17 protein-coding genes and 1 pseudogene are annotated in these 20,415 nt (G+C 74.3%); 10 read left to right on the top strand and 8 right to left on the bottom strand.

What is annotated here, in order from left to right; all coding sequences use genetic code 11:
• Positions 1 to 26 precede the first annotated feature (26 nt).
• Complete coding sequence (locus ACY1JF_RS15365; RefSeq protein WP_462705676.1) at positions 27 to 1,085, bottom strand: hypothetical protein; 1,059 nt, start codon at positions 1,083 to 1,085, stop codon at positions 27 to 29.
• 266 nt (positions 1,086 to 1,351) lie between these two features.
• On the opposite strand from ACY1JF_RS15365, the gene ACY1JF_RS15360 reads away from it, so the two are divergent.
• Complete coding sequence (locus ACY1JF_RS15360; RefSeq protein WP_462705675.1) at positions 1,352 to 2,134, top strand: intradiol ring-cleavage dioxygenase; 783 nt, start codon at positions 1,352 to 1,354, stop codon at positions 2,132 to 2,134.
• A 19-nt stretch (positions 2,135 to 2,153) separates the two neighbouring features.
• Here ACY1JF_RS15360 and ACY1JF_RS15355 read toward each other — a convergent pair whose 3' ends face one another.
• Entirely contained in the window at positions 2,154 to 2,747 is a 594-nt protein-coding gene (locus tag ACY1JF_RS15355) for a TetR/AcrR family transcriptional regulator (RefSeq protein ID WP_462705674.1), read from the bottom strand.
• Between the two features lie 120 nt (positions 2,748 to 2,867).
• Here ACY1JF_RS15355 and ACY1JF_RS15350 point away from each other — a divergent pair, with 120 nt between their 5' ends.
• From ACY1JF_RS15350 to ACY1JF_RS15340, 3 genes are all read left to right on the top strand, one after another.
• Positions 2,868 to 3,764 (top strand): SDR family oxidoreductase, encoded by an 897-nt coding sequence (locus ACY1JF_RS15350; RefSeq protein WP_462705748.1) that lies wholly within the window; start codon positions 2,868 to 2,870, stop codon positions 3,762 to 3,764.
• A gap of 270 nt (positions 3,765 to 4,034) precedes the next feature.
• Entirely contained in the window at positions 4,035 to 4,805 is a 771-nt protein-coding gene (gene map, locus ACY1JF_RS15345; protein WP_462705673.1) for a type I methionyl aminopeptidase, read from the top strand.
• A 97-nt stretch (positions 4,806 to 4,902) separates the two neighbouring features.
• Entirely contained in the window at positions 4,903 to 5,103 is a 201-nt protein-coding gene (locus ACY1JF_RS15340; protein WP_462705672.1) for a DUF2191 domain-containing protein, read from the top strand.
• A 117-nt stretch (positions 5,104 to 5,220) separates the two neighbouring features.
• Here ACY1JF_RS15340 and ACY1JF_RS15335 read toward each other — a convergent pair whose 3' ends face one another.
• The gene (locus ACY1JF_RS15335; RefSeq protein WP_462705671.1) at positions 5,221 to 6,207 is read right to left on the bottom strand and encodes a sulfite exporter TauE/SafE family protein; all 987 of its coding nucleotides are present in this window, start codon (positions 6,205 to 6,207) and stop codon (positions 5,221 to 5,223) included.
• 302 nt (positions 6,208 to 6,509) lie between these two features.
• Here ACY1JF_RS15335 and ACY1JF_RS15330 point away from each other — a divergent pair, with 302 nt between their 5' ends.
• On the top strand, positions 6,510 to 9,191 hold the full coding sequence (locus ACY1JF_RS15330; protein ID WP_462705670.1) for a beta-galactosidase: 2,682 nt from the start codon (positions 6,510 to 6,512) through the stop codon (positions 9,189 to 9,191).
• Between the two features lie 7 nt (positions 9,192 to 9,198).
• Here ACY1JF_RS15330 and arfA read toward each other — a convergent pair whose 3' ends face one another.
• From arfA to ACY1JF_RS15305, 5 genes and pseudogenes are all read right to left on the bottom strand, one after another.
• A complete protein-coding gene (arfA, locus tag ACY1JF_RS15325; protein WP_462705669.1) occupies positions 9,199 to 10,704 on the bottom strand; it encodes an arabinosylfuranosidase ArfA in 1,506 nt (501 codons plus the stop codon).
• Positions 10,705 to 10,793: 89 nt separating this feature from the next.
• Positions 10,794 to 11,758, bottom strand: a pseudogene (locus ACY1JF_RS15320) (arabinan endo-1,5-alpha-L-arabinosidase).
• 21 nt (positions 11,759 to 11,779) lie between these two features.
• A complete protein-coding gene (locus ACY1JF_RS15315; protein ID WP_462705668.1) occupies positions 11,780 to 12,646 on the bottom strand; it encodes a carbohydrate ABC transporter permease in 867 nt (288 codons plus the stop codon).
• On the bottom strand, positions 12,643 to 13,584 hold the full coding sequence (locus ACY1JF_RS15310; protein WP_462705667.1) for a carbohydrate ABC transporter permease: 942 nt from the start codon (positions 13,582 to 13,584) through the stop codon (positions 12,643 to 12,645). The genes ACY1JF_RS15315 and ACY1JF_RS15310 overlap by 4 nt, the downstream gene beginning before the upstream one ends.
• Complete coding sequence (locus tag ACY1JF_RS15305; RefSeq protein ID WP_462705666.1) at positions 13,581 to 14,939, bottom strand: extracellular solute-binding protein; 1,359 nt, start codon at positions 14,937 to 14,939, stop codon at positions 13,581 to 13,583. The genes ACY1JF_RS15310 and ACY1JF_RS15305 overlap by 4 nt, the downstream gene beginning before the upstream one ends.
• Positions 14,940 to 15,143: 204 nt before the next feature.
• Between ACY1JF_RS15305 and ACY1JF_RS15300 the strand changes: the two genes are divergently transcribed.
• The 5 genes from ACY1JF_RS15300 (at position 15,144) to ACY1JF_RS15280 (ending at position 20,284) form a co-directional block, all read left to right on the top strand.
• The gene (locus ACY1JF_RS15300) at positions 15,144 to 15,758 is read left to right on the top strand and encodes a hypothetical protein (RefSeq protein WP_462705665.1); all 615 of its coding nucleotides are present in this window, start codon (positions 15,144 to 15,146) and stop codon (positions 15,756 to 15,758) included.
• 10 nt (positions 15,759 to 15,768) lie between these two features.
• Positions 15,769 to 16,269 (top strand): toxin, encoded by a 501-nt coding sequence (locus ACY1JF_RS15295; RefSeq protein ID WP_462705664.1) that lies wholly within the window; start codon positions 15,769 to 15,771, stop codon positions 16,267 to 16,269.
• Complete coding sequence (locus tag ACY1JF_RS15290) at positions 16,266 to 17,612, top strand: MAB_1171c family putative transporter (RefSeq protein ID WP_462705663.1); 1,347 nt, start codon at positions 16,266 to 16,268, stop codon at positions 17,610 to 17,612. Before ACY1JF_RS15295 ends, ACY1JF_RS15290 begins: the two co-directional genes overlap by 4 nt.
• 28 nt (positions 17,613 to 17,640) lie before the next feature.
• A complete protein-coding gene (locus ACY1JF_RS15285) occupies positions 17,641 to 18,813 on the top strand; it encodes an MAB_1171c family putative transporter (protein WP_462705662.1) in 1,173 nt (390 codons plus the stop codon).
• A 70-nt stretch (positions 18,814 to 18,883) separates the two neighbouring features.
• The gene (locus tag ACY1JF_RS15280; RefSeq protein WP_462705661.1) at positions 18,884 to 20,284 is read left to right on the top strand and encodes an FAD-dependent oxidoreductase; all 1,401 of its coding nucleotides are present in this window, start codon (positions 18,884 to 18,886) and stop codon (positions 20,282 to 20,284) included.
• Positions 20,285 to 20,415 lie beyond the last annotated feature (131 nt).

Below are 20,415 nucleotides of genomic sequence, written 5' to 3'. Positions count from 1 at the left end.
GGGGGCGGACGTCGCGGGCGGCGTCGCTACGCACTCGCCCCGGCGGTGGCGTTCAGGGCCCCCAGGATCACCGGCGCGTCGCGCCGCTTCGCGGCGATGAGGACCGGCGCGTCGCCGTCCCGGCACTCGATGGCCACGCCGTTCCACTTGTACGTCTGGAACCAGTGCTCGGGGTCCTCGCCGATCCGGAAGCCCCGCACGCCCGTCACGGTCAGGGTCCCCGCCAGTTCCCGCAGGGCGACGCGGCCCCCGGGGTCCGGGGTGGCCGACGGGCGGCCGTCGCCCACCACCAGCAGGCCGTAACCGTCCACGGCGTAGGGGACGTCGCCGTACACGCTCGCCGGGACCACCCGGCGTCCGGCCGGTGGTACCGGGACCACGTCGCCGGTGTCGTCCGCCGTGCGCAGGCGCCGCCGCATCGCCCACACCGTCAGGCCGCTCAGGGCCGCCGCCGGGAACACCCCGTACGCCGCCGCCAGCAGCACGTCCGGCACGCCGCTGCCCGCGGCGCTCGCGAAGAAGGCCCACGTGCCCAGCAGCACGGTGGCCACCCACACCGCCGAGACCCTCCAGACGTACCGGTCGGCGGGCGTGCCGGGACGGTGACGGTACCGGAGCCACCAGCCGTTCCACAGGAGCATGAGGCCCACCGACGACAGCGCCAGCCCGGTGCCCAGCGGCGTCCGCCAGTCGTCGACCGGAGTGGCGCGGGTGGCCTCCGTCAGGCCGCCGGCCCCGACGCCGCGGATCTCGCCCCGCCAGTACGTCACCGTGACGCGGTCCCCGGGCTCGACGGACCGGTAGACGGGGCCGCCGGCGTCGTCCATGCGGATCCGGCGCGCGGTGTCCGAGCCGGACACGGCGAGATGGAGCCAGTCCTTGCCGCTGCCCCTGGTGGCCTTGTGCTCCTTGCGCTCCACTCTGGCCGGTACGTACGTGAGGCAGTCGTCCGCGCGGGTGGCGGCGGCACCGGCCGGGCAGGCGGACGCGGTGGTGTAGGCGCGTTCCTCCGCCCGCCGGTCGGGAACGGTGGTGAAGAGCCACACGGAGACCAGGACGAGGATCAGGCCGAGTGCGGCGGACACGGCCGCCTGCCGGGTACGGGGCTGTCTCGGCACAGGTCCTCCCACGGTTCGCGCTGCCGGGTGGCACCCGGAACCGTACGGACCGGCGGGGCGGCGGGGAAGGCGGCGCCGTGGCAACTCCGGGTGCCCCACCTTGCCGGTTCCCGGCAAGGACGGCGGCGTCCGGAGCGCGGCCGTCCGCTGGTGACCGGTCCGCGACTTGACACCTCGTCACTTTGCCGAACTCACAGCTCCTTGCCAGTCGATCTCCCTAGGGTGCCGTGTTCATGACAGACAACATCGACCCCCACACTCCCCCCACCCCCCACATCCGCCGCCGTACCGTCCTGCTCGGCACCGGCGCCACGGCCGCCGCGCTCACCGTCGGCGCCGTCAACGCCAAGGACGCCGTGACGGCCGGGGACGCGCGGACCGACCGCACCGCCCCCGTCGCCGCCGCGGCCGTCTGCACCCTCACCAAGGAGCTGACCGAGGGCCCGTACTACCTCGACGGCGCGCTCGTCCGCGCCGACCTCACCGAGGACAAACCGGGCGTGCCGCTGGAGCTGGTCCTGACCGTCGTCGACGACGCCACCTGCGCTCCGCTGAACGAGGCCCTCGTGGAGCTGTGGCACTGCGACGCGCTCGGCGAGTACTCCGGCTTCGTCGGCAACAACGGGCACCAGGAGCCGGACAACGGCACGTTCCTGCGCGGCGGCGTCCTCACCGGCAGCGACGGCGTCGCGCGCATCAGCACCATCTACCCCGGCTGGTACCGCGGCCGGTGCGTGCACATCCACGTCAAGGTGCACACGGACACCACCCTGACCCCGGACGGCTCGTTCAGCGGCGGTGAGGAGCTGCACACCGGCCAGCTCTTCATCGACGAGGCGATCACCACCGCGGTCGCCCGCGTCTCCCCGTACTCGACCAACACCGTGCCGCGCACCACGCTCGCGCAGGACGGCATCTACGGGAACGGGGGCGCCGCGGCCGGCCTGATGACCGTCACCGGTTCGGCCGCGGCCGGCTACACCGGCAGCCTGACCCTGGGCGTCGACCAGGGCTGAGGGGCGGGCGGCTCCGGCGTCACCGCGTCCCGTGCGGCGCCGGAGCCGCCCCGTCGGCCAGGGACAGCAGTTCCCGGTACACCTCCGTCGCGACCTCCTCGAAGGACCGCTCCTCGCCGTCGCGCACCCAGCGCCCGAACGCGACGCCGAAGACCGCGACGCCCGTCTGCGCCGCCACGGTGGCCGCGAGCTCGTCCACGCCGCGCGCGCGGAGGGTGTCGGCGAGGGCCGCGGCGAGGTCGGCCATCTTGCGCAGTTCGCGCTCCGCGAGCGCGGGGTTCTCGTCGATCACCGCCTTGCGGGCACGGGAGTGCGGGCGGCGTTCCGCCGGGAAGAAGGACGCCGCGGACCACAGGGCGCGGGCGACGGCGTCGAGGGGCGACGCGTCGGGCGGCGCCTCCCGCACGCCGTCGACGAACGCCCGCGCCAGCAGGTGCTGCCCGTGGAACAGGGCCTCGCGCTTGTCGCTGAAGTGCCGGAAGAACGTGCGCTCGGTCAGGCCGACGGACTGGGCGATCTCCGTGGCGGTCGTGCGCTCGTAGCCGCGGGTCGCGAACAGCTCCAGCGCGGCGGCCTGCAGCCGTTCCGCGGTTCCGGGTTCCCATCTCGCCATGCGGTGAGTCTAAGGCGGCACGCCGGGTGATGACAGGGACTGACGTACCGGCGTACAGTGATGTCTGTGACTGACGTCAGTCACAGACATCACCGCATGTCCGAACACGAGGAGCACGTCATGCGCGTTTTCGTCACCGGAGCCACCGGTTGGATCGGCTCCGCCGTCGTCGACGAACTGCTCGCCACGGGTCACGAGGTCACCGGTCTGGCCAGGTCGGACGCCTCCGCCGCGGCCCTGGAGGCGAAGGGCGCCCTGGTCCGCCGCGGCGACCTCGACGACCTGGACGGCATCCGGCTCGGCGCCGAGGCCGCCGAGGCCGTCATCCACCTGGCCAACAAGCACGACTTCACCGACCCGGTGGCGACCGCGGCGGCCGAGCGGGCCGCCGTACAGACCATCTGCGACGCGCTCGCCGGGAGCGGCCGGCCGTTCCTGCTCGCGTCGGGGATCGCCGGCCTCGCGCAGGGCCGGCCCGCCACCGAGGACGACCCGTCCCCGGCCCACGGCCCCGACTCGCCGCGCGGCGGCACGGAGAACCTCGCCCTGGACTACGTCGAGCGCGGCGTGCACAGCGTGAGCCTGCGCTTCCCGCCCACCGTGCACGGCACCGGCGACCACGGATTCATCTCGCTCATCGCCTCGGTGGCCCAGGACAAGGGCTTCTCCGGCTACTTGGGCGACGGTGCCAACCGGTGGGCCGCCGTGCACGTGACCGACGCCGCCCGCATGGTCCGGCTCGGCCTGGAGAAGGCGCCGGCGGGCTCCCGGCTGCACGCCATCGCGGAGGAGGGCGTCCCGACCCGCGCCATCGCGGAGGCGATCGGCCGCGCCTACGACCTGCCCGTCGCCTCCGTCGACCCGGCCGAGGCACAGAGCCACTTCGGCTGGATCGGCGCGTTCTTCGGCATGAACGGGGCCGCGACCAGCACCGCGACCCAGGAACTGCTGGGCTGGACGCCCACCGGGCCGACCCTGCTGGAGGACATCGACGCGGGGGCGTACGGCGGGCGGTGACCGGCTGGCCGGCCGGTCGGCCGCGACCCGGTCGGCGAGCCCGGCCACCGGCCGGGCCGGCGGACCCGGTCGCGGGCCCGGTCGACGGGTCCGGCCCCGTCGGCCAGTTCCGTCGGCCGGCGGGTTCGCCCCACCCGCGCCCGCCGCGCCCGCCTCGACCGCGTCTGACCGCGTCCGATCGCTCAACCGGGCCGCCGCACCCGGTGGACAATTCCAATACCGGTACAGTATGGCCGGTATAGTTATTGGACACCCCCAGAAGGACGCCGCGTGATCGAGATCCTCAACCCCACCCTGCTGAGCCGGGCGAAAGACACCGGCGGACTCGTCGCCGACATCCTGCACGAGCTGAAGCGCCGCAGCACGGTCGGCACGAACCTGCTGGACATCGACCGGTGGGCCAAGGCCATGATCGTCGAGGCGGGGGCGCAGTCCTGCTACGTCGACTACGCGCCGTCCTTCGGCCGCGGCCCGTTCGGGCACTACATCTGCACGGCGGTCAACGACGCCGTACTGCACGGACGGCCGCACGACTACACGCTGGCCGACGGCGACCTCCTCACCCTCGACCTCGCCGTCTCCCTGGGCGGTGTCGCCGCGGACGCCGCCATCAGCTTCGTCGTGGGTGAGGCGAGGCCGGCGGAGAGCGTCGCGCTGATCGACGCGACCGAACGCGCGCTGGCCGCGGGGATCGCCGCCGCCCGGCCCGGCGCCCGCGTCGGCGACCTCTCGCACGCCATCGGCACGGTGCTGAAGGAGGCGGGGTACCGGATCAACACCGACTTCGGCGGCCACGGCATCGGATCGACGATGCACCAGGACCCGCACGTCCCCAACACCGGCCGGCCCGGCCGCGGCTACCCCCTGCGCCCCGGACTGCTGCTGGCGCTGGAGCCGTGGGTGATGGCGGACACCGCCGAGCTGGTCACCGACGCCGACGGGTGGACGCTCCGCAGCGCGACGGGCTGCCGGACGGCCCACAGCGAGCACACCATCGCCATCACGGAGGACGGGGCGGAGATCCTCACCCTGCCCAGGTGAGCGCATCCGTGACATGCTCCTCCGGGCGGGGACCGGCGCCCGGACCGGTCGCCGCCGCGCGGGCGTTCGCGTCCCGCGCCGACGAAGGGGGCGGTTCATGGCCAAGGTCGACGTCAGTCTCGACGCCGAACTGGTGGTGGAGGTGATGGTCCTGGCCGGAGTCGGCTCGCCCCAGGACGCCGTCGAGGCGGTGGTGCGCGACTGCATCGCCCGGGGGCACCGCACCGAGGCACGCACCGGACTCAAGGAGCGGAGCCTGCGTGAGGCCGAGGCCACACCGCGGGAACCCCAGGCCTGAGCCCGGCCCTCCGGAACCCGGTCCTCCGGAGCCGGGCCCCTTGAGCCCGGCCTCCTGAGGCCCGCCTTCCTGAACCCGAACCCTGAGGCTGGCCTCCCTGAGCCCGGCCGCGGTGGCCTACTCGCCGACCGGCTGCGGCACCCGCCCGGCCGGCCCGGCAGCCGTGGCGTCGACGGCCGTGGCGTCGGCGGCCGTGACGTCGGCGGCCGTCGCACCGGCGGCCGTCCGCTCCTCCTCCGCCCGCTCCCGCAGGTGCGCCCGGATCGAGTAGGCGAGGGCCGCCGCCCACAGGACGTACAGGGCGACGTACAGGAGGACGGCGGGCGTGCCCGACACCCCCGCCCAGTCGCTGTTGACCAGGGTGCGGACGTTGGTGACGATGATGACGCCGCCGACCGCCGAGCCCAGGACCCGGGGCGGGAAGATACGGACCAGCCAGGCGGCGATCGGCGCGGCGACCAGGCCGCCGAGGAGGAAGGCGACGACCCAGGTCCACTCGATGCCCTGGGAGCCGAGGGAGAAGAGGAAGCCGAGGCTGGCGGCGATCGCGACCAGGAACTCGCTGGTGTCGATGGAGCCGATCACCTTGCGGGGCTCCATCCGGCCGCTGGCGAGCAGGGCCGGGGTGCCGACCGGGCCCCAGCCGCCCCCGCCGGTCGCGTCGAGGAAGCCGGCGACCAGGCCGAGGGGGGTCAGGAAGCGCCGGCGCAGCGGCTTGCCGAGGCGGTCCTTGGGCAGGCCGCGCAGGGTGAAGCGGGACATGACGTACAGGCCGAGGCCGAGCAGGATCAGGGACATCACCGGCTCGGCGACCTCGGTCGACAGCTTCGAGAGCACCGTCGCGCCGAGGAAGGAGCCGACGGCCCCCGGGACGCCGATCTTCGCGACGACCTTCCAGTCGACGTTGCCGAAGCGCCAGTGCGAGGCGCCGGACATCAGGGTCGTGCCGATCTCGGCGAGGTGGACCGTGGCGGAGGCGGCGGCCGGGTTGGTGCCCATCGCCAGCAGCAGGGTGGTCGAGGTCACCCCGTAGGCCATGCCGAGGCTGCCGTCGACCAGTTGGGCTCCCAGGCCCGCGAGGGCGAGCAGTATCAGCGTGCGCATCGTCGGCCCGCCGTCCTTTCCGGGTTCGCTGAGGTGGCACAGTTTCCCGGCATTCCCATCGGACTGGTAGGGAAATACCGGGAATGATGGTAAGGCACCAACCTGAGCGGCACCTGAGAGTCCGGCGCGCTTCCGTGACGCACCTCTCCCCGGCAGCCGCCCCGGCCCCCGCCCCGCCCCTGTCCGACCCCCTTCCCAACTGGCCATATGACCATCGGGGGGTCCGCTGTACAGAATGGGGCCGCACATGAACAGCGCATGAACCCGCGCCGACGGCGGCGCTCGATGGGAGGCGCTCCCCCTTGGAGCTGACCAGACGTACCTTCAGCGCCCTCGCCGGCACCACCGCCCTCGGTCTCGTGCTCGGCGGCGGGAGCAGCGGCGCGGTGCCCGACGCGGCCGGCCGGACGGTGCCCACCGGCCCGCCGCCGCCCCGGCCCCGCGCCGACGGGGTCCGGCACCGGGTCGGCCGGGACCGGTACTCGCTGCTGGTGGACGGCCGGCGTCTGGTGCTGTGGCCCGGCGAGCTGCACCCGTTCCGGCTGCCGAGCCCCTCGCTGTGGCGGGACGCGCTGGAGAAGATGCGGGCGCACGGCTACAACGCGGTCGAGGTCCCGGTGGCCTGGAACGTCCACTCCCCCGCCCCGGACCGCTACGACTTCACCGGCGTCCGCGACCTGGACCTGTTCCTGCGCACGGCCGCCGAGGCCGGTCTGTACGTGGTGGTGCGGCCGGGTCCGTACATCGGCGCGGACGTGGACGGCGGCGGTCTGCCGGGGTGGCTGGCGGGGACCGGGGCCCGGCCGCGCACCACCGACGCCGCCTACCTGCGGCACGCCGACGCGTGGCTGACCCGGGTCGACGCGACCGTCCGGCGGCACCTGTACACCCGGGGCAAGGGCACGGTCCTGCTCTACCGGCTGGAGGAGGCGGGGGACTCGGCCGACGCGCGGGTGCTGGCCCGGCACGTGCGCAGGAAGGTGCGCGCGGACGGGATCGACGTACCCCTGGTGGCGGGGGGCACGCAGGTGCGGCGGGCCTCGGGGCCCGAGGAGGAGCGGCGGCTGCGGCTGGCGGGGCTCGGCGCCGGGACGGCGGTGCCGGCCGGGTCGCTGGCCTTCGGCGGGATCAGCCCGGGGTGGCTGGGAGCGCCCGCGCTGCCCACCCGGTACGACGACGGGGCCGCGTTCGACGGCGGACGGAAACCGACGTCCCGGCTGGCGCCGGTCCACCAGCTCGGCCAACTGGCCCGCTACGTGCCCGACTTCGCCCGGCTGGAGGAGGCGGCGCGGGTGCGGGCGGGCGACCGGCGGGTGAGCGTGCGGCACCTGGCCAACCCGGACACCGGCACCCAGGTGTACGTGCTGGTCAACGACTCCGACGACGAGGTCACCACCACCCTGCCGGGCACCGCCGTGCAGGCGCCGGTGAAGGTCGCGGCGCGGGACGCCAAGCTGCTCGTCACCGGGCTGCCGATGGGCGGGGAGCGCAGGCTGGTGTACTCCACCGCGCAGCCGATGATGTTCCTGGGCGACGTGGGCGGTCAGGACATCGCGGTGTTCGCCGGGCGGCACGGTGAGACGGCGCAGGTGGTGCTGGAGTGCCCGAGCGAGCCGGAGACGATGCGGCTGGACGCGGAGGCCGCCTGGGCGTACGACCACGGGCGGCTCAACGTCAGCGTGCCGCTCGGGATCGGGGGCCTGGCCCGGGTGTCGGTGGCGGGCGGCGGGTCGGACCGGACGCTGATCCTGCTCTTCGCCGACGACGCGACCTCGCTGCGGATGTGGCCGTACGGGACCGGCTCGGAGGCCTTCCTCGTGTACGGCCCGGCGCTGCTGCGCGGCGTGACGCTCAAGGGCTCCACCGCGCACCTCACCGGGGACACGCGGGGGGCGACCGGGCTGGAGGTGTGGGGGCCGCGGGAGATGGCGTCCGTCACCTGGAACGGCACCGCGCGGCGCGCGAACGTCAGCCGGGCCGGGAGCCTGTCGATCGAGGGCATGCTGGCGGGCGCGCCCCCGCTGGAGCCGCCCGCGCTCGACGGCTGGCGGCGGCGGAGGGGGAACCCGGAGTCCGACCCGGACTTCGACGACGCGGACTGGACCCGCGCCGACCGCGCAAAGTCGTCCAGCACGACGCCCGTGCCCGCCGGGGGGCCGGTCCTCTTCGCCGACGACTACGGCTGCCACTACGGCGACCTCTGGTACCGGGCGCGGCTGACCGGCCCCGCCGGGCTCACCTCGGTGTCCCTGGCCCACCGCACCGGCCCGGACGGGCTGGTGCTGGCCTGGCTGGACGGGGAGCCGCTGGGCGGCGGACGCGGGGCAAAGGGCGAGGCGCGGACGGTCCTGAGGCTGTCCGAGGCCCTGCGGGAGCGGTTCGCGGACCGGGACGGGGAGGCCGTGCTGGCCGTCCTGGTCCGGCCGGGGCCGCACGACGGCCGCACGACGGCGCGGGGGCTGACGGCGGTCTCCTTCCACGGCGCCGCGCCGCGGGCCGCGTGGCGGATCCGGGGCGCGGGCACGCCCGACCCCGTGCGCGGGCCCCTGAACAACGGCGGGCTGCACGGGGAACGGGAGGGCTGGCACCTGCCGGGCGCCGACGGCCGCGGCTGGGAGCCGGTGGAGTCGACGCGGACCGGGCGGCGCCAGGGCGAGACCTGGTACCGGACCGGTTTCCGGCCGGACGTGCCCGCCGGGGTCGACGCCTCGTTCGGGCTCGTCCTGGAGGGCGGCGGCGCCTGCCGCGCGCAGATCTTCCTCAACGGCTGGAACATCGGCCAGTACGCCCCCGGACAGGACGGCGCGCAGCACACCTTCGTCCTGCCAGGCGGCATCCTGCGCCCCCGCGCCGCCAATACCCTCGCGCTCGCGGTGCTGACCGACGGGACGGCGGACGCCGGGCCCGCCGCCGTGCGGCTGACGGTGCTGGGCGGCGCGGCCGGGGGCGTGCCGCTTCGGGCGGTGTCCTCCCCCGGCCGCTGAGCGCGGCTCAGGCCAGGCGGATCACGTTCCAGGACAGCGGCTCCAGGGTGGCGGTCAGCCGGCCGCCGTCCAGGGCCGTGCCGTCCACCGGGTGCGGGACGACGCGCTCGGGCTCGGCGAGGGTGTTGCGGGCCTCGGGGTCGGCGTCCGCGAGGGCGCTGTGCTCGACGACCTCGGTGAGGTCCAGGCCGTTCAGGGCGACGTCGAGGGGGAGTGCGTCGGTGCGGGAGCGGTTGACGGCGAAGACGGTGACGGTGCCGTCCCCGGCGCGCACGGCGGTGGCGTGCAGCAGGTCGGCCTCGCCGTACTTCTTCGTCTCGTACGTCGGTGAGTCCACGCGGACGTCGAGGACCTGGCCGCGGCCGTACTTCGAGGCGGCGGCGAAGGGGAAGAAGGTGGTCTGCCGCCAGGCGGGGCCGCCGGGCTCGGTCATGATCGGGGCGATGACGTTGACGAGCTGGGCGAGGCAGGCGACGGTGACCCGGTCGGCGTGCCGGAGCAGGGCGATGAGCAGCGAGCCGAAGACGACGGCGTCGGTGACGCTGTAGTTGTCCTCCAGCAGGCGGGGCGCCTCGGGCCAGTCGAGGGCGGCGACCTCGGCGTCGGTGCGGGAGAGGTACCAGACGTTCCACTCGTCGAAGGAGAGGTTGATCTTCTTCTTGGACTTCAGGCGGGCGCCCACGTGGTCGCAGGTGGCGACGACGTTCTCGATGAACGACTCCATGTCCACGGCGGAGGCCAGGAAGGAGTCGACGTCGCCGTCGAGGGGCTCGTAGTAGGCGTGCAGGGAGATGTAGTCGACGAGGTCGTAGGTCTCCTTGAGGACGGTCGCCTCCCACTCGGCGAAGGTCTCCATGGCCTGGCCGCTGCTGCCGCAGGCGACCAGTTCGACGCCGGGGTCGATCTGGCGCATGGCGCGGGCGGTCTCGGCGGCGACGCGGCCGTACTCCTCGGCGGTCTTGTGGCCGGTCTGCCAGGGGCCGTCCATCTCGTTGCCCAGGCACCACAGCCTGATGCCGAAGGGGTCCTTGTCGCCGTGCTCGACGCGCAGGTCGGACAGGGCGGTGCCGGAGGGGTGGTTGGCGTACTCCTGGAGTTCCAGGGCCTCGGCGACGCCGCGGGTGCCGAGGTTGACGGCCATCATCGGCTCGGCCTGGGGGCCGATCTTCCTCAGGAAGGCGATGTACTCGGAGAGGCCGAAGCGGTTGGTCTCCGTGGAGCGCCAGGCGAGGTCGAGGCGGCGGGGGCGGTCCTCGACGGGACCGACGGAGTCCTCCCACTTGTAGCCGGAGACGAAGTTGCCGCCGGGGTAGCGGATGGCGGTGACGCCGAGCTCCCTGACCAGGTCCAGGACGTCGCGGCGCAGGCCGGCCTCGTCGGCGGTGGGGTGGCCGGGCTCGTAGATGCCGGTGTAGACGCAGCGGCCGAGGTGTTCGACGAAGGAGCCGAAGAGGCGGGGGTTCACTTCGGCGACGGTGAAGGCCGGGTCGAGGGTGAAGCGGGCGGTGCGCATCTTTTCCTTCCAGGGGTGGTGTCCGGGCGAGGCCGGGGAGGGGGTCCGGGAGGGGGGTCCGGGCTGGGGGTCCGGGGAGGCGGCGGTGTCTAACGGACCACCGGCCAGCCGTCCTTCTGCCAGGTCAGGGCGTTCAGGCCGAGCTTGGGCGTGCCCTCGTCCTCGGCGTCGTAGTAGTGGTAGGCCAGGACGTCGCGGCCCCGGTCGTCGAAGACGGACTGGCCGCCCGTGCCGACGTAGCGGCCGTGGCCCGCCAGGAGCAGGTCGCCGCCGCCCTCCAGCATCGGGGTGCCGGTGCTGTCGGTGTAGGGGCCGGTGGCGGAGGCCGAGCGGCCGACGCGGATCTTGTACGTGGACTCCACGCCCGAGCAGCAGGCGTCGTAGGAGGCGAAGAGGTAGTAGTAGCGGCCGTGCTTGACGATGTACGGGCCCTCCACCGCGTAGGGCTCGTCGGGGCGGGTGGCCAGGTGGTGGACGGTGGCGCCGGGGAGCGCCTTGCCGGTGCGGGGGTCCAGCTCGACCATGCGGCGCCGGTCCAGTACGAGCCGAACGCCATCCACAGCCTGCCGTCGGCGCGGATCACCGCCGGGTCGATGGCGTTCCAGGTGTCGGTGGTCCCGGAGGTGAGGACCTCGCCCCGGTCGGTCCAGGTGCCGGGCAGGCCGGTCGGGGAGGTGGCCACGCCGATCGCGGAGTGGTTGGTGCCCCAGGAGGAGACGGCGTAGTAGAGCCAGTAGCGGCCGGCCCGGTAGCTGATGTCCGGCGCCCACGGGTCGCCGGTGTCGTTGTACTCGTACCACCAGGACGGGGGCGCGGCGAAGGCGTTGCCCGCGTCCCGCCAGTGCGTGCGGTCGGTGGAGGTGCGGGCGCCGATGACCCCGCCGGTGGAGTACGCCACGTAGCCGCCGGACTTCAGGCGGATGACGGTCGGGTCGTGGATGATCTCCTGGCCGGTGATCGGCTGCGGGTCGGGGTGGCCGGCCGCGGTCGCGGTGGACGGGAGCAGGGTGACGACGGCCGCGGCGAGCAGCGCCGCGAGTCGCAGGCGTCTCAAGTCGGTTCTCCTCGGGGCGTGTTACTGGCCGGCGAGGCCGGTGTGCGCGACACCCGCCACGATCTGGCGCTGGAAGAAGACGAAGACGACGATCAGGGGCAGGCCCGCCATCAGGCCGCCGGCCATCAGCTGGGCCCACTGGATGCCGTAGGAGTTCATGACGGTCGCGATGCCGTTGGGCATGGTCATCAGGTCGGGGTTGTTGGTCACCATGTACGGCCACAGGAAGTTGTTCCAGGAGCTGATGAAGGTGAAGATGCCGACCGCCGCGAGGGAGGGGCGGGAGAGCGGGAGGATGATCGTGAAGAAGACGCGCCAGCGGCCGGCGCCGTCGATGAACGCGGCCTCCTCCAGTTCGCGCGGGACGCCCTGGAAGAACTTGTAGAGGATGTAGACCATCGCGGCGGGCGCGCACTGCGGCAGGATCATGCCCCAGTAGGTGTCGACCATGCCCATCTGCTGGACGGTGGTGAACAGGGGGACGCCGAGCACGGCCGGGGAGATCATCAGCCCCGCCATCACCACGCCCATGAGCGGGCCCTTGCCGCGGAACTCGGTGCGCGCGAAGCCGTATCCGGCCAGGCTGCCGACCAGGAGGACGACGGCGGTCACGCACACGGACACGACCAGGGAGTTCACGAACCAGTTGGTGATGTTGCCGGTCTCGAAGAGGGCCGACCACGCCTGGCCGGTCCAGTCCTTGGGCAGCCAGTGGGTGGGCACCTCGACGGACTCGGTCTCCGACTTGAGCGAGGTGAACAGGGCCCACAGGAGGGGGGAGAGCATCACCGCGGAGACGGCGACGCCGAGCAGGGTGAGCACGATCTGGCTCGGCGGCCAGGACCTGCGGGGGCCCTTGCGGGCCGGTACGGCGGTGGTGGTGGTCATCGGCCGCCCTCCTCACGGTTGCGCAGCAGCCACATCCGTCCCAGGGCGACGGCCGCGATGAGCACGAAGAAGATGATGGAGATCGCGGAGGCGTAGCCCACGCGGTAGCTGGTGAAGCCCTGTTCGAGGGTGTACTGCACGAAGGTGCGGGTGGAGTCCTCGGGACCGGTGCCGAAGTCCATCATCACCACCGCCTGGTCGAAGACCTGGAGCGAGGCGAGGATCTGCAGCGCGACGACCAGGCCGGTGATGTTGCGCAGCATCGGCAGGGTGATGTGGACCATGCGGTGCCAGGCGTTGGCCCCGTCCAGGCGCGCGGCCTCGTACAGGTGGGCGGGGATGCCCTGGAGGGCGGCGAGGTAGAGCAGGAAGCTGAAGCCGACCGTCCACCACAGGGTGCAGATGACGACGGCGTACATGGCGTACGACTTGTCGGTCAGCCAGGGCGTGTCCAGGCCGAAGACGTGGTTGACCATGCCGTTGCCGGGGTTGAACAGCCACTGCCACAGGTTGCCCGCGACGGTGGACGGCAGCAGGAACGGCAGGAAGAAGCAGAGCCGCCACAGCCACTTGCCGCGCTCGATGTGGTGGGCGAGTACCGCCAGGAGGAAGGCGAGGACGGTGATGCAGGGCACCACCAGCAGCGTGAAGAGCGCGCTGTGGCCGAGCGCGTCCCACATCAGCGCGTCGCCCAGGGCCTCGCGGTAGTTGTCGAGGCCGACGAAGTTCGCGGCGTCGCCGGAGATGTTGGCGTCGGTGAAGCTGAGCCAGACGCCGCGCAGCAGCGGCCAGATCACGAAGAGCGTGAACAGCAGCAGGAACGGGGCGACGAACCAGCCGCCGTGCTGGAAGCCCTGCTTGCGGCGGACGGTCGCGCTGTCGGCGGCGGTCCTCGCGCGCGCCGGGCGGACGACGGTCTCAGCGCTGGTCGTCGTCATGCGACCGCACCTCCCTCGGCGGCGGTCCTGCCGTCCATCGGGTTTTTCATGGCGAGCAGTTCGGTGAGGGTGCTCTTCATCCGGCGGGCGACGGCGTCCGGCTTCGCGGAGCCGGTCGTCGAGGAGACGACGACCGGGCCGACGCGCTGGGCGAGGATGCCGGTGGACCCGGCGAACCACACCTTGGGCTCGGTGGCCTGGTGGTCCATCGCCGTGACGTACTCGTTCTGCGGCTGGAGCCGCTGGTAGGCGGCCGTGGTCAGGGTGGGGGTGTAGGCGGGGATGTGGCCGCCCGCCGCCCACTGCCGGGCGTGCTTGACGACGTAGGCGGCGAGGCGGTGGGCACCCTCGTTGGTGGCGCCGCCGCGGCCGGACTGGTGCGGCAGCACGAAGGAGTGCGACTCGGCGTGGGTGGCCCGCCTGCCGAAGACGGGCGGCAGCGGGACCGCCCCGTACTCGACCTTCGCGCTGTCGAAGACCGGCACCGACCAGTTGCCCTCCCAGCAGAAGGGGGAGCCGTTGACGAACTGCTCGGCGCCCGCGTTGCCGCCGAAGCCCGGGTCGGCGTACCCCTCGGTGAGGTGCCGGCGCAGGAACTCCAGGACCTGGGTGGCCTTGTCGGTGTCGAAGGTGACCTCGGTGTTGTCGGCGCTGAACCAGGTGCCGCCGAGCTGGGTGTAGAAGGCGACGAAGAACCACCACTGGAAGTTCTGGTCGTTGTGCCACAGGCCGATGGTCTGCAGGCCCTTCTTGGTGGCCGCCTTGGCCTCCTTCAGCATCGCGAACCACTCGTCCACCGAGGTGGGCGACACCATGCGCCCGTCGGCGCCGAGCAGGCCCGCCTTCCCCAGCACGTCCTTGCGGTAGAAGCAGAGCTGGACGTGGATGTCGAGCGGGAGGGCGTAGAGCTCGCCGTCGATGACGGCGCGTTTCCACAGCTCGGGGTTGAAGTCCTCCTGGCGCACGCCGTACTTGGCGAGGAGGTCGACGTCCCAGGGGTCCAGGAGGCGGCCGGGCGAGAAGCCGGTGACGCGGCCCAGGTGCATCACGCCGAGGTCCGGCGCGCGGTTGCCCGCCGCGGCCATGGCGAGCTTGGTGTAGAAGGGGCTGCCCCACTGGAGGGTGGAGTCCTTCACCTCGATGCCCGGGTTCTCCTCGCGGAAGGAGTCCAGCATCGCGATCATGTTGTATCCGTCGCCGCCGCTGAAGAGGTTCCAGTAGCGCACGCGGGTGTCCGCTCCGGAGGCGAGCGCGTCGGCTCCGGTTCCGAGCGCCGCGAAGCCGAAGCTCCCGGCGACCGTCAACCCGCCGAGTCCGGCGAGAAGCTGCCTGCGATTCAGGCCAGGTCGTCCCATGCCCTGCCCCATCTGTCCGTCGGTGACCGGGCACACCGGTCCCCTGATGTTCGGTATCTCGAATGACGCCCGTAACTTCGAACGGACCGTAAAGTCGAACACCCTCCACGTCAATGGGTTGGACACGATGACGCGCACATCCACAGGCGCGTACGCTCTGTACCCCGCCGAACGGCGGGCCGAAGGGGTCGCGAAGGGGGAGCGATGGACTCCGCGGTCCTCAGCGGTCTCCACCCGGACTTCTGGTGGATCCCGGCCGCCGCTCCGGCCTCCGGCCCGGTCTCCGTCCCGGCCGCCGCTCTGGCCTCCGGCCCGGTCTCCGTCCCGGCCGCCGCTCTGGCCTCCGTTCCGGCCGCCCCGGCGATCAGGACGCCCGCGGTCATCCGCTTCCGGGCCGGCCCGGCGCCGCGCGCGGCCGGCGGTCCGCCGCTGCTCGCCCGCGCGGTCTTCGCCTCCGTCGCGCCCTCGGCCATCGCCCGCGCCAACCGGCTCACCGGTGTGCCCGGCGTCCCGGCGCCCCGGGCTCACTCGCTGCTCACCGCGTTCCGCGGGCCGTGGCCGGTGCTGATCACCGCCTGGCCGGGCGACCAGGGTGACCGCAGCGACCAGGGTGACCGGGGCGACCAGGGTGACCGGGGCGACCGGAGTGATCGGAGCGACCGGAGCGACCGGAGCGACCGAAGTGACCGGGGCGAAGTGGCCGAGGGGCGGCCGACTTGGCATATTGCACGGATGACCGCACGCCGCCCCCGCGCGCGAGGCCGGGCGGGCACGGGGACGGGGACGGGCATGGGCGAGCAGGGGGACAGCGGTGCGTAGGAGCAGGCAGATGCGTCGCCTCGCCGACGCGCTCATCGACCCGATCCGGGTGCCGGTGCCCGCCGACCCCGAGGTGCTGTTCGAGGCGCTGGTGGAGTCCGTGGCCGCCTGGCGGGGCCGGGACCTCGTCGTACGCCGCGAGACGTTCCCGCCGCACACCGCCAGCGGGCTGTGGCTGGAGGGCGCGTGCCAGGACGTGGTGGTGGTCGACCGGCGGGCCGCCGTGTGGCACCAGATCGTCATCCTGTGCCACGAGGTCTGGCACATGAGCCGCCGGGACGCGAACGTCCCGCCCGTCCCCGGTGCCGCGCCCCGGCCCGCCGCCGCCCGCACCGACTTCGGCCTCGCCGAGGAACAGGACGCCGACCGCTTCGGCATGCTGATGGGCCGCCGGCTGCGGACCTGGCTCCAGGAAACGGAGGAGACCGGGTCCGGGAACGGGGGCGCCGACGCCGAGGGGCTGGCCGGGCGGATCGGCGCCGCGCTCAACTACCGCGGGCAGCGGGGATGAGTGCCCTGCTCAACTACGCCAGCTGTACCGTCCTGTGGATCGGCCTGGCGGTGAAGGCACCGGACCTGCTCCGGCACCGGCGCGACCCGTACCTGCGGGCGATCTGCGCGGTGCTGGGCCTGGCCGGGCTCTGCTTCTTCCTGGGCGCCCCGCCGACGGTCGGCGCCGTCAACCGGCTCGGCGGCACGCCCAACCTGGCCGCGCCGCTGACGTACGCCTCGATCACCGCGTACAGCGCCGCCTCCCAGGTGCTGATCGTGTACTGGCGCGGCGGGCCGGCGGTGCACCGGGTCGCCCGGCGCTGGATCCTCGCCTACACCGGTGTCGTCGTCGGCATCGCGGTGACGTTCGCGCTGGGCGAGGCGCCGGTGGAACGCCGTACCGACCTGGACGTCTACTACGCGACCACGCCGTTCCTCACCGAGATGATCGTGCTGTACCTGGCCGGGCACCTCGCCGCCGCCGGCGTCACCGCGGTGTCGGCGCTGCGCTGGGCCCGGCAGGTGGACGGCCTGCTGCGGACCGGGCTGGCCCTGCTGGGCGCCGGCGGCCTGTGCAACGCCGGGTACAGCGTCGCCAGGCTCGTCGCCGTGCTCGCCCGCTGGACCGGACGGGACTGGCCGGTGCTGGTCACCGGTGTCTCCCCGGCCGCTGCCGGGCTGGGCGCGCTGCTCACCGTCACCGGGGTGCTGGTCCCGCTGGCCGCGCCGCGGGTGACCCGGTGGCGGCGGGCCCGGCGGACCTACGCGCGGCTCGAACCGCTGGAACGGGCCCTGGAGGAGGTCCTCACCCGCCGCGCCCTGCGCCTGCCGCGTCCCCGCCTCGCGTCCCCGGCGACGCGGCTGATGTGGCGCCAGACCAGCATCCACAACGCGCTCGGCCACCTGGACGCCCACCTCGACGCCGGACTGTACGACCGGGCCCGCCGCGCGGCGCTGCGCGGGACGGGGGACCCGGAGCGGGCGGAGGCCCTGGCGTGGGCGGTGATCATCACGGAGGCGGTGGAGCGGGACGCGGCGGAGGCGGTGGAGCGGGACGCGGCGGGGCCGGGGGCGGGGGCGGATGCCGGCCGGCGTGCCGGAGCGGGCGCGGGAGCCGGCCGGCGTGCCGGAGCGGGCGCGGGGGCCGGGCGGGGTGCGGGCGCGGGGGGCGGCCCGGGCACGGCTCCGGGCGCCGGGCCGGGCCCCGGACGGGAGACGCGGGCCGCTGTCCGGGAGCGGGACGGGCGGGTGCCGCCGCGGGTGCCCGGGCCGGAGGCGCTCGCGCGGGTCGGTGACGCGCTGGCCGGCCCGCTCCCCCGTACCGCCGTCGCCCGCGCCACCGCGGCCACGGGGGCCCCGTGAACCGGGCGGGGTCCGCGCGGAGGCCGGTGTGAGCGCCGTCGTGTACCTGGCGGCCCTGGTGTTCGGGCTGTCCGGCGTCGTCCTGCTGCGCCGGCCCGCCACCGCCGTGCGCAACCCCACCGTCCTGGCCACCTGCGCCACCGTCCTCCTCGGCGCCCTGGTCCTGGTCTGCGCGGCCCCGCTGACGCTGGCCACCGTCAACGACCTCACCGGCGTCCCCAACTTCGGCGCCCCGCTGACCTACGGGATGCTCTCGGCGTACAGCTGCTCGCTGGTGGTGCTGCTGATCCTGTGGCGGGGCGGCCCCGCGGACCGGGTGCGCCGCCTGGTCCTGGGCACCGTCGTCGCGTACACGCTGCTGGTGGCCGCCCTCGTCGTGCTGTTCGTGCTGGCCGACGCGGACACCGAGCGCCTGACCGACCTGGACACCTACTACGCCGGCACGCCGTACCTGCGGGAGATGATCCTGCTCTACCTCGCCGGGCACACCGCGGCGACGCTGGCGATGTGCGTGCTGTGCCTCAAGTGGGGACGCGAGGTCACCGGCCTGCTGCGGACCGGGCTGCGGCTGATCCTGGCGGGCGGGCTGCTGGACACGATCGGCTTCCAGGCGACCAAGTACACCGCCGTCGCCGCCCGTCTGACCGGGCACGACCTGGACTTCCTGTCCACCTACGTCGCCCCGCCCATGGCCTCGCTCGGCGCGCTGACCTGCTCGGCCGGGTTCGTCCTGCCGCGGCTGCTGCCGAGCGCCGCCGCGCACTGGCGGGGCCTGGGCGACTACCGGCGGCTGGCCCCGCTGGCGGCGCTGCTGCGGTTCGTGCCGACCGCTCCCAAGCCCGCCGCCGCCTGGTGGCACTCCCCGCGCGAGCGCCTCCAGTGGCGGGAGGTGTCCATCCACGACGCCCTGCTGGCGCTCGCCCCGTACTTCGACGACCGGGTGCGGATCACCGCCCGGGACGCCGCCCTGCGCGCGGGCAGCGACCCGCACCGGGCCCGGCTGGCCGCGGAGGCGGCGATGGTCGCCGACGCCGCGCGCCGCGCCGCCGCCCGCGAGGAGCCCCTGGACAGCCCGAGCGCCTACCGGCTGCGGGCCACGGAGGTCTCCGGCACCGGCGGTCTGGTCGAGCTGGCCCAGGCCATGGAACGATCATCCGCCGGCGCGGCGCGCGGGTACGGTGAGGGCCGCCCACGGCCGTGACCAGGACCGAGCCAGGCCCGAACGAGGGCTGACACCGAGGCCGTCGCCCCGGCCGGACCAAGGGAGACCCATGTCGCGTAGAGCTGTCGTCATCGGTGCCGGGCCGGCCGGCATGCTGGCCGCGGCGGCCCTGTCCCCCGTCGTCGACGAGGTGGTCGTCCTGGAGCGCGACGACCTGCCCGACGGCCCGGAACACCGCCGGGGCGTGCCGCAGGGCCGCCACGCGCACCTGCTGATGGCCGGCGGCCTGACGGCGATGGACGACCTCGTGCCCGGCCTGGACCTGCGGGCGCGGTTACTGGCCGCCGGCGCCCGGGAGATACCCCTGGCCTCGGGCATGCTGGCGCTCAGCCCCGAGGGCTGGCTGCGCCGCTGGCGCCGCGAGGGACCGCGCGTGATCACGTGCACCCGCGCCCTGCTGGACTGGGCGGTCCGCCGGGCCGTCCTCGGCAGCGCCACCGGCGTCACCGTGCGCCGGGCCGACGTACGGGGCCCGGCGGGCGACGCGCGGCGGGTGACAGGGGTGCGGATCGCGGCCGGGGACGGGGAGGCGGACCTCGACGCCGACCTCGTGGTGGACGCCAGCGGACGCGGCAGCCGCCTGCCGCACTGGCTGCGCGCGCTCGGTGTCCCGGCGGTGCGCGAGCGGACCGTGGACGCCGGTCTGGTCAACGCCACCCGCGTCTACCGGGTGCCCGAGGGCGCCGAGCGGTTCCCGCTGACCGTCGTGCAGGCCGACCCGTACGCCGGCCGGCCCGGCCGCAGCGGCATGGTGCTGCCGGTCGAGGACGGCCGCTGGATGGTCAGCCTGGCCGGCACCCGGGGCGGTGAGCCCCCCGCCGACCCGGACGGCTTCCTCCGGTACACCCTGGAGCTGCCCGACCCGATCGTGGGCCGGCTGATCTCGACAGCGGAGCCCCTCACCGGCGTCCACGTCAGCCGCTCCACCAGCAACGTGCGGCGCTATGTGGAGCGGGCCCGGTGGTGGCCGGAGCGGTTCGTGGTGCTCGGGGACGCGCTGGCCGCGTTCAACCCGGCCTACGGGCAGGGCATGTCGGTGGCGGCGCTCGGCGCGCGGGTGCTCGGCCGCGAGGTGCGGCGCGGCGGCGTGGACGTGCCGGGGCTGGCCCGCCGGGTGCAGCGCGGGGTGGCCCGGCCGGTCGACGCGGCCTGGGCGATGGCGGTCAGCCAGGACGTCCGGTACCCCGGGGCGCGCGGCGGCCGGCCCAACGCCGCCGACCACCTGGTCGCCGCGTACACCCGCCGGCTGACGCGGACGGCGGCCGGCTCCTACCCGGCCGCCGCCGCCCTGTGGGACGTGACGAGCCTGCGCACCGGGCCGGGGCGGCTGCTGCGCCCCGGCACGCTGCTGGCCACCCTCGGCGGACCGGCGCTGCCGCCCGCCGCCGAGCCGCCGCTGACGCCCGGTGAACGCGAGGTGCTGCGCGGCCTGGACCGCGCCGGCGGCTGACGGCGACGGCCCACCGGCAGCCCGCCTGCCAGCCCGCCGGCCGGTCCGTGGATCGGTCCGTGGATCGGTCCGTGGATCGGCCCGTGGGCCAGCCCGCCGAGCGGGTCCATGGACCAGCCCCCGCACCCGCT

Source organism: Streptomyces sp. SYSU D01066-1, assembly GCF_054956795.1.
This window is presented reverse-complemented; position numbering and strand designations above follow the sequence as displayed.

What these genes read in the sequence shown, in the direction of transcription:
- ACY1JF_RS15360 (WP_462705675.1), top strand. Translation starts at nt 1,352, where the DNA reads ATGACAGACAACATCGACCCCCACACTCCCCCCACCCCCCACATCCGC.
- ACY1JF_RS15355 (WP_462705674.1), bottom strand. Translation starts at nt 2,747, where the DNA reads ATGGCGAGATGGGAACCCGGAACCGCGGAACGGCTGCAGGCCGCCGCG.
- ACY1JF_RS15350 (WP_462705748.1), top strand. Translation starts at nt 2,868, where the DNA reads ATGCGCGTTTTCGTCACCGGAGCCACCGGTTGGATCGGCTCCGCCGTC.
- ACY1JF_RS15340 (WP_462705672.1), top strand. Translation starts at nt 4,903, where the DNA reads ATGGCCAAGGTCGACGTCAGTCTCGACGCCGAACTGGTGGTGGAGGTG.
- ACY1JF_RS15335 (WP_462705671.1), bottom strand. Translation starts at nt 6,207, where the DNA reads ATGCGCACGCTGATACTGCTCGCCCTCGCGGGCCTGGGAGCCCAACTG.
- arfA (WP_462705669.1), bottom strand. Translation starts at nt 10,704, where the DNA reads ATGCGCACCGCCCGCTTCACCCTCGACCCGGCCTTCACCGTCGCCGAA.
- ACY1JF_RS15315 (WP_462705668.1), bottom strand. Translation starts at nt 12,646, where the DNA reads ATGACCACCACCACCGCCGTACCGGCCCGCAAGGGCCCCCGCAGGTCC.
- ACY1JF_RS15310 (WP_462705667.1), bottom strand. Translation starts at nt 13,584, where the DNA reads ATGACGACGACCAGCGCTGAGACCGTCGTCCGCCCGGCGCGCGCGAGG.
- ACY1JF_RS15305 (WP_462705666.1), bottom strand. Translation starts at nt 14,939, where the DNA reads ATGGGACGACCTGGCCTGAATCGCAGGCAGCTTCTCGCCGGACTCGGC.
- ACY1JF_RS15300 (WP_462705665.1), top strand. Translation starts at nt 15,144, where the DNA reads ATGGACTCCGCGGTCCTCAGCGGTCTCCACCCGGACTTCTGGTGGATC.
- ACY1JF_RS15295 (WP_462705664.1), top strand. Translation starts at nt 15,769, where the DNA reads ATGCGTCGCCTCGCCGACGCGCTCATCGACCCGATCCGGGTGCCGGTG.
- ACY1JF_RS15290 (WP_462705663.1), top strand. Translation starts at nt 16,266, where the DNA reads ATGAGTGCCCTGCTCAACTACGCCAGCTGTACCGTCCTGTGGATCGGC.
- ACY1JF_RS15280 (WP_462705661.1), top strand. Translation starts at nt 18,884, where the DNA reads ATGTCGCGTAGAGCTGTCGTCATCGGTGCCGGGCCGGCCGGCATGCTG.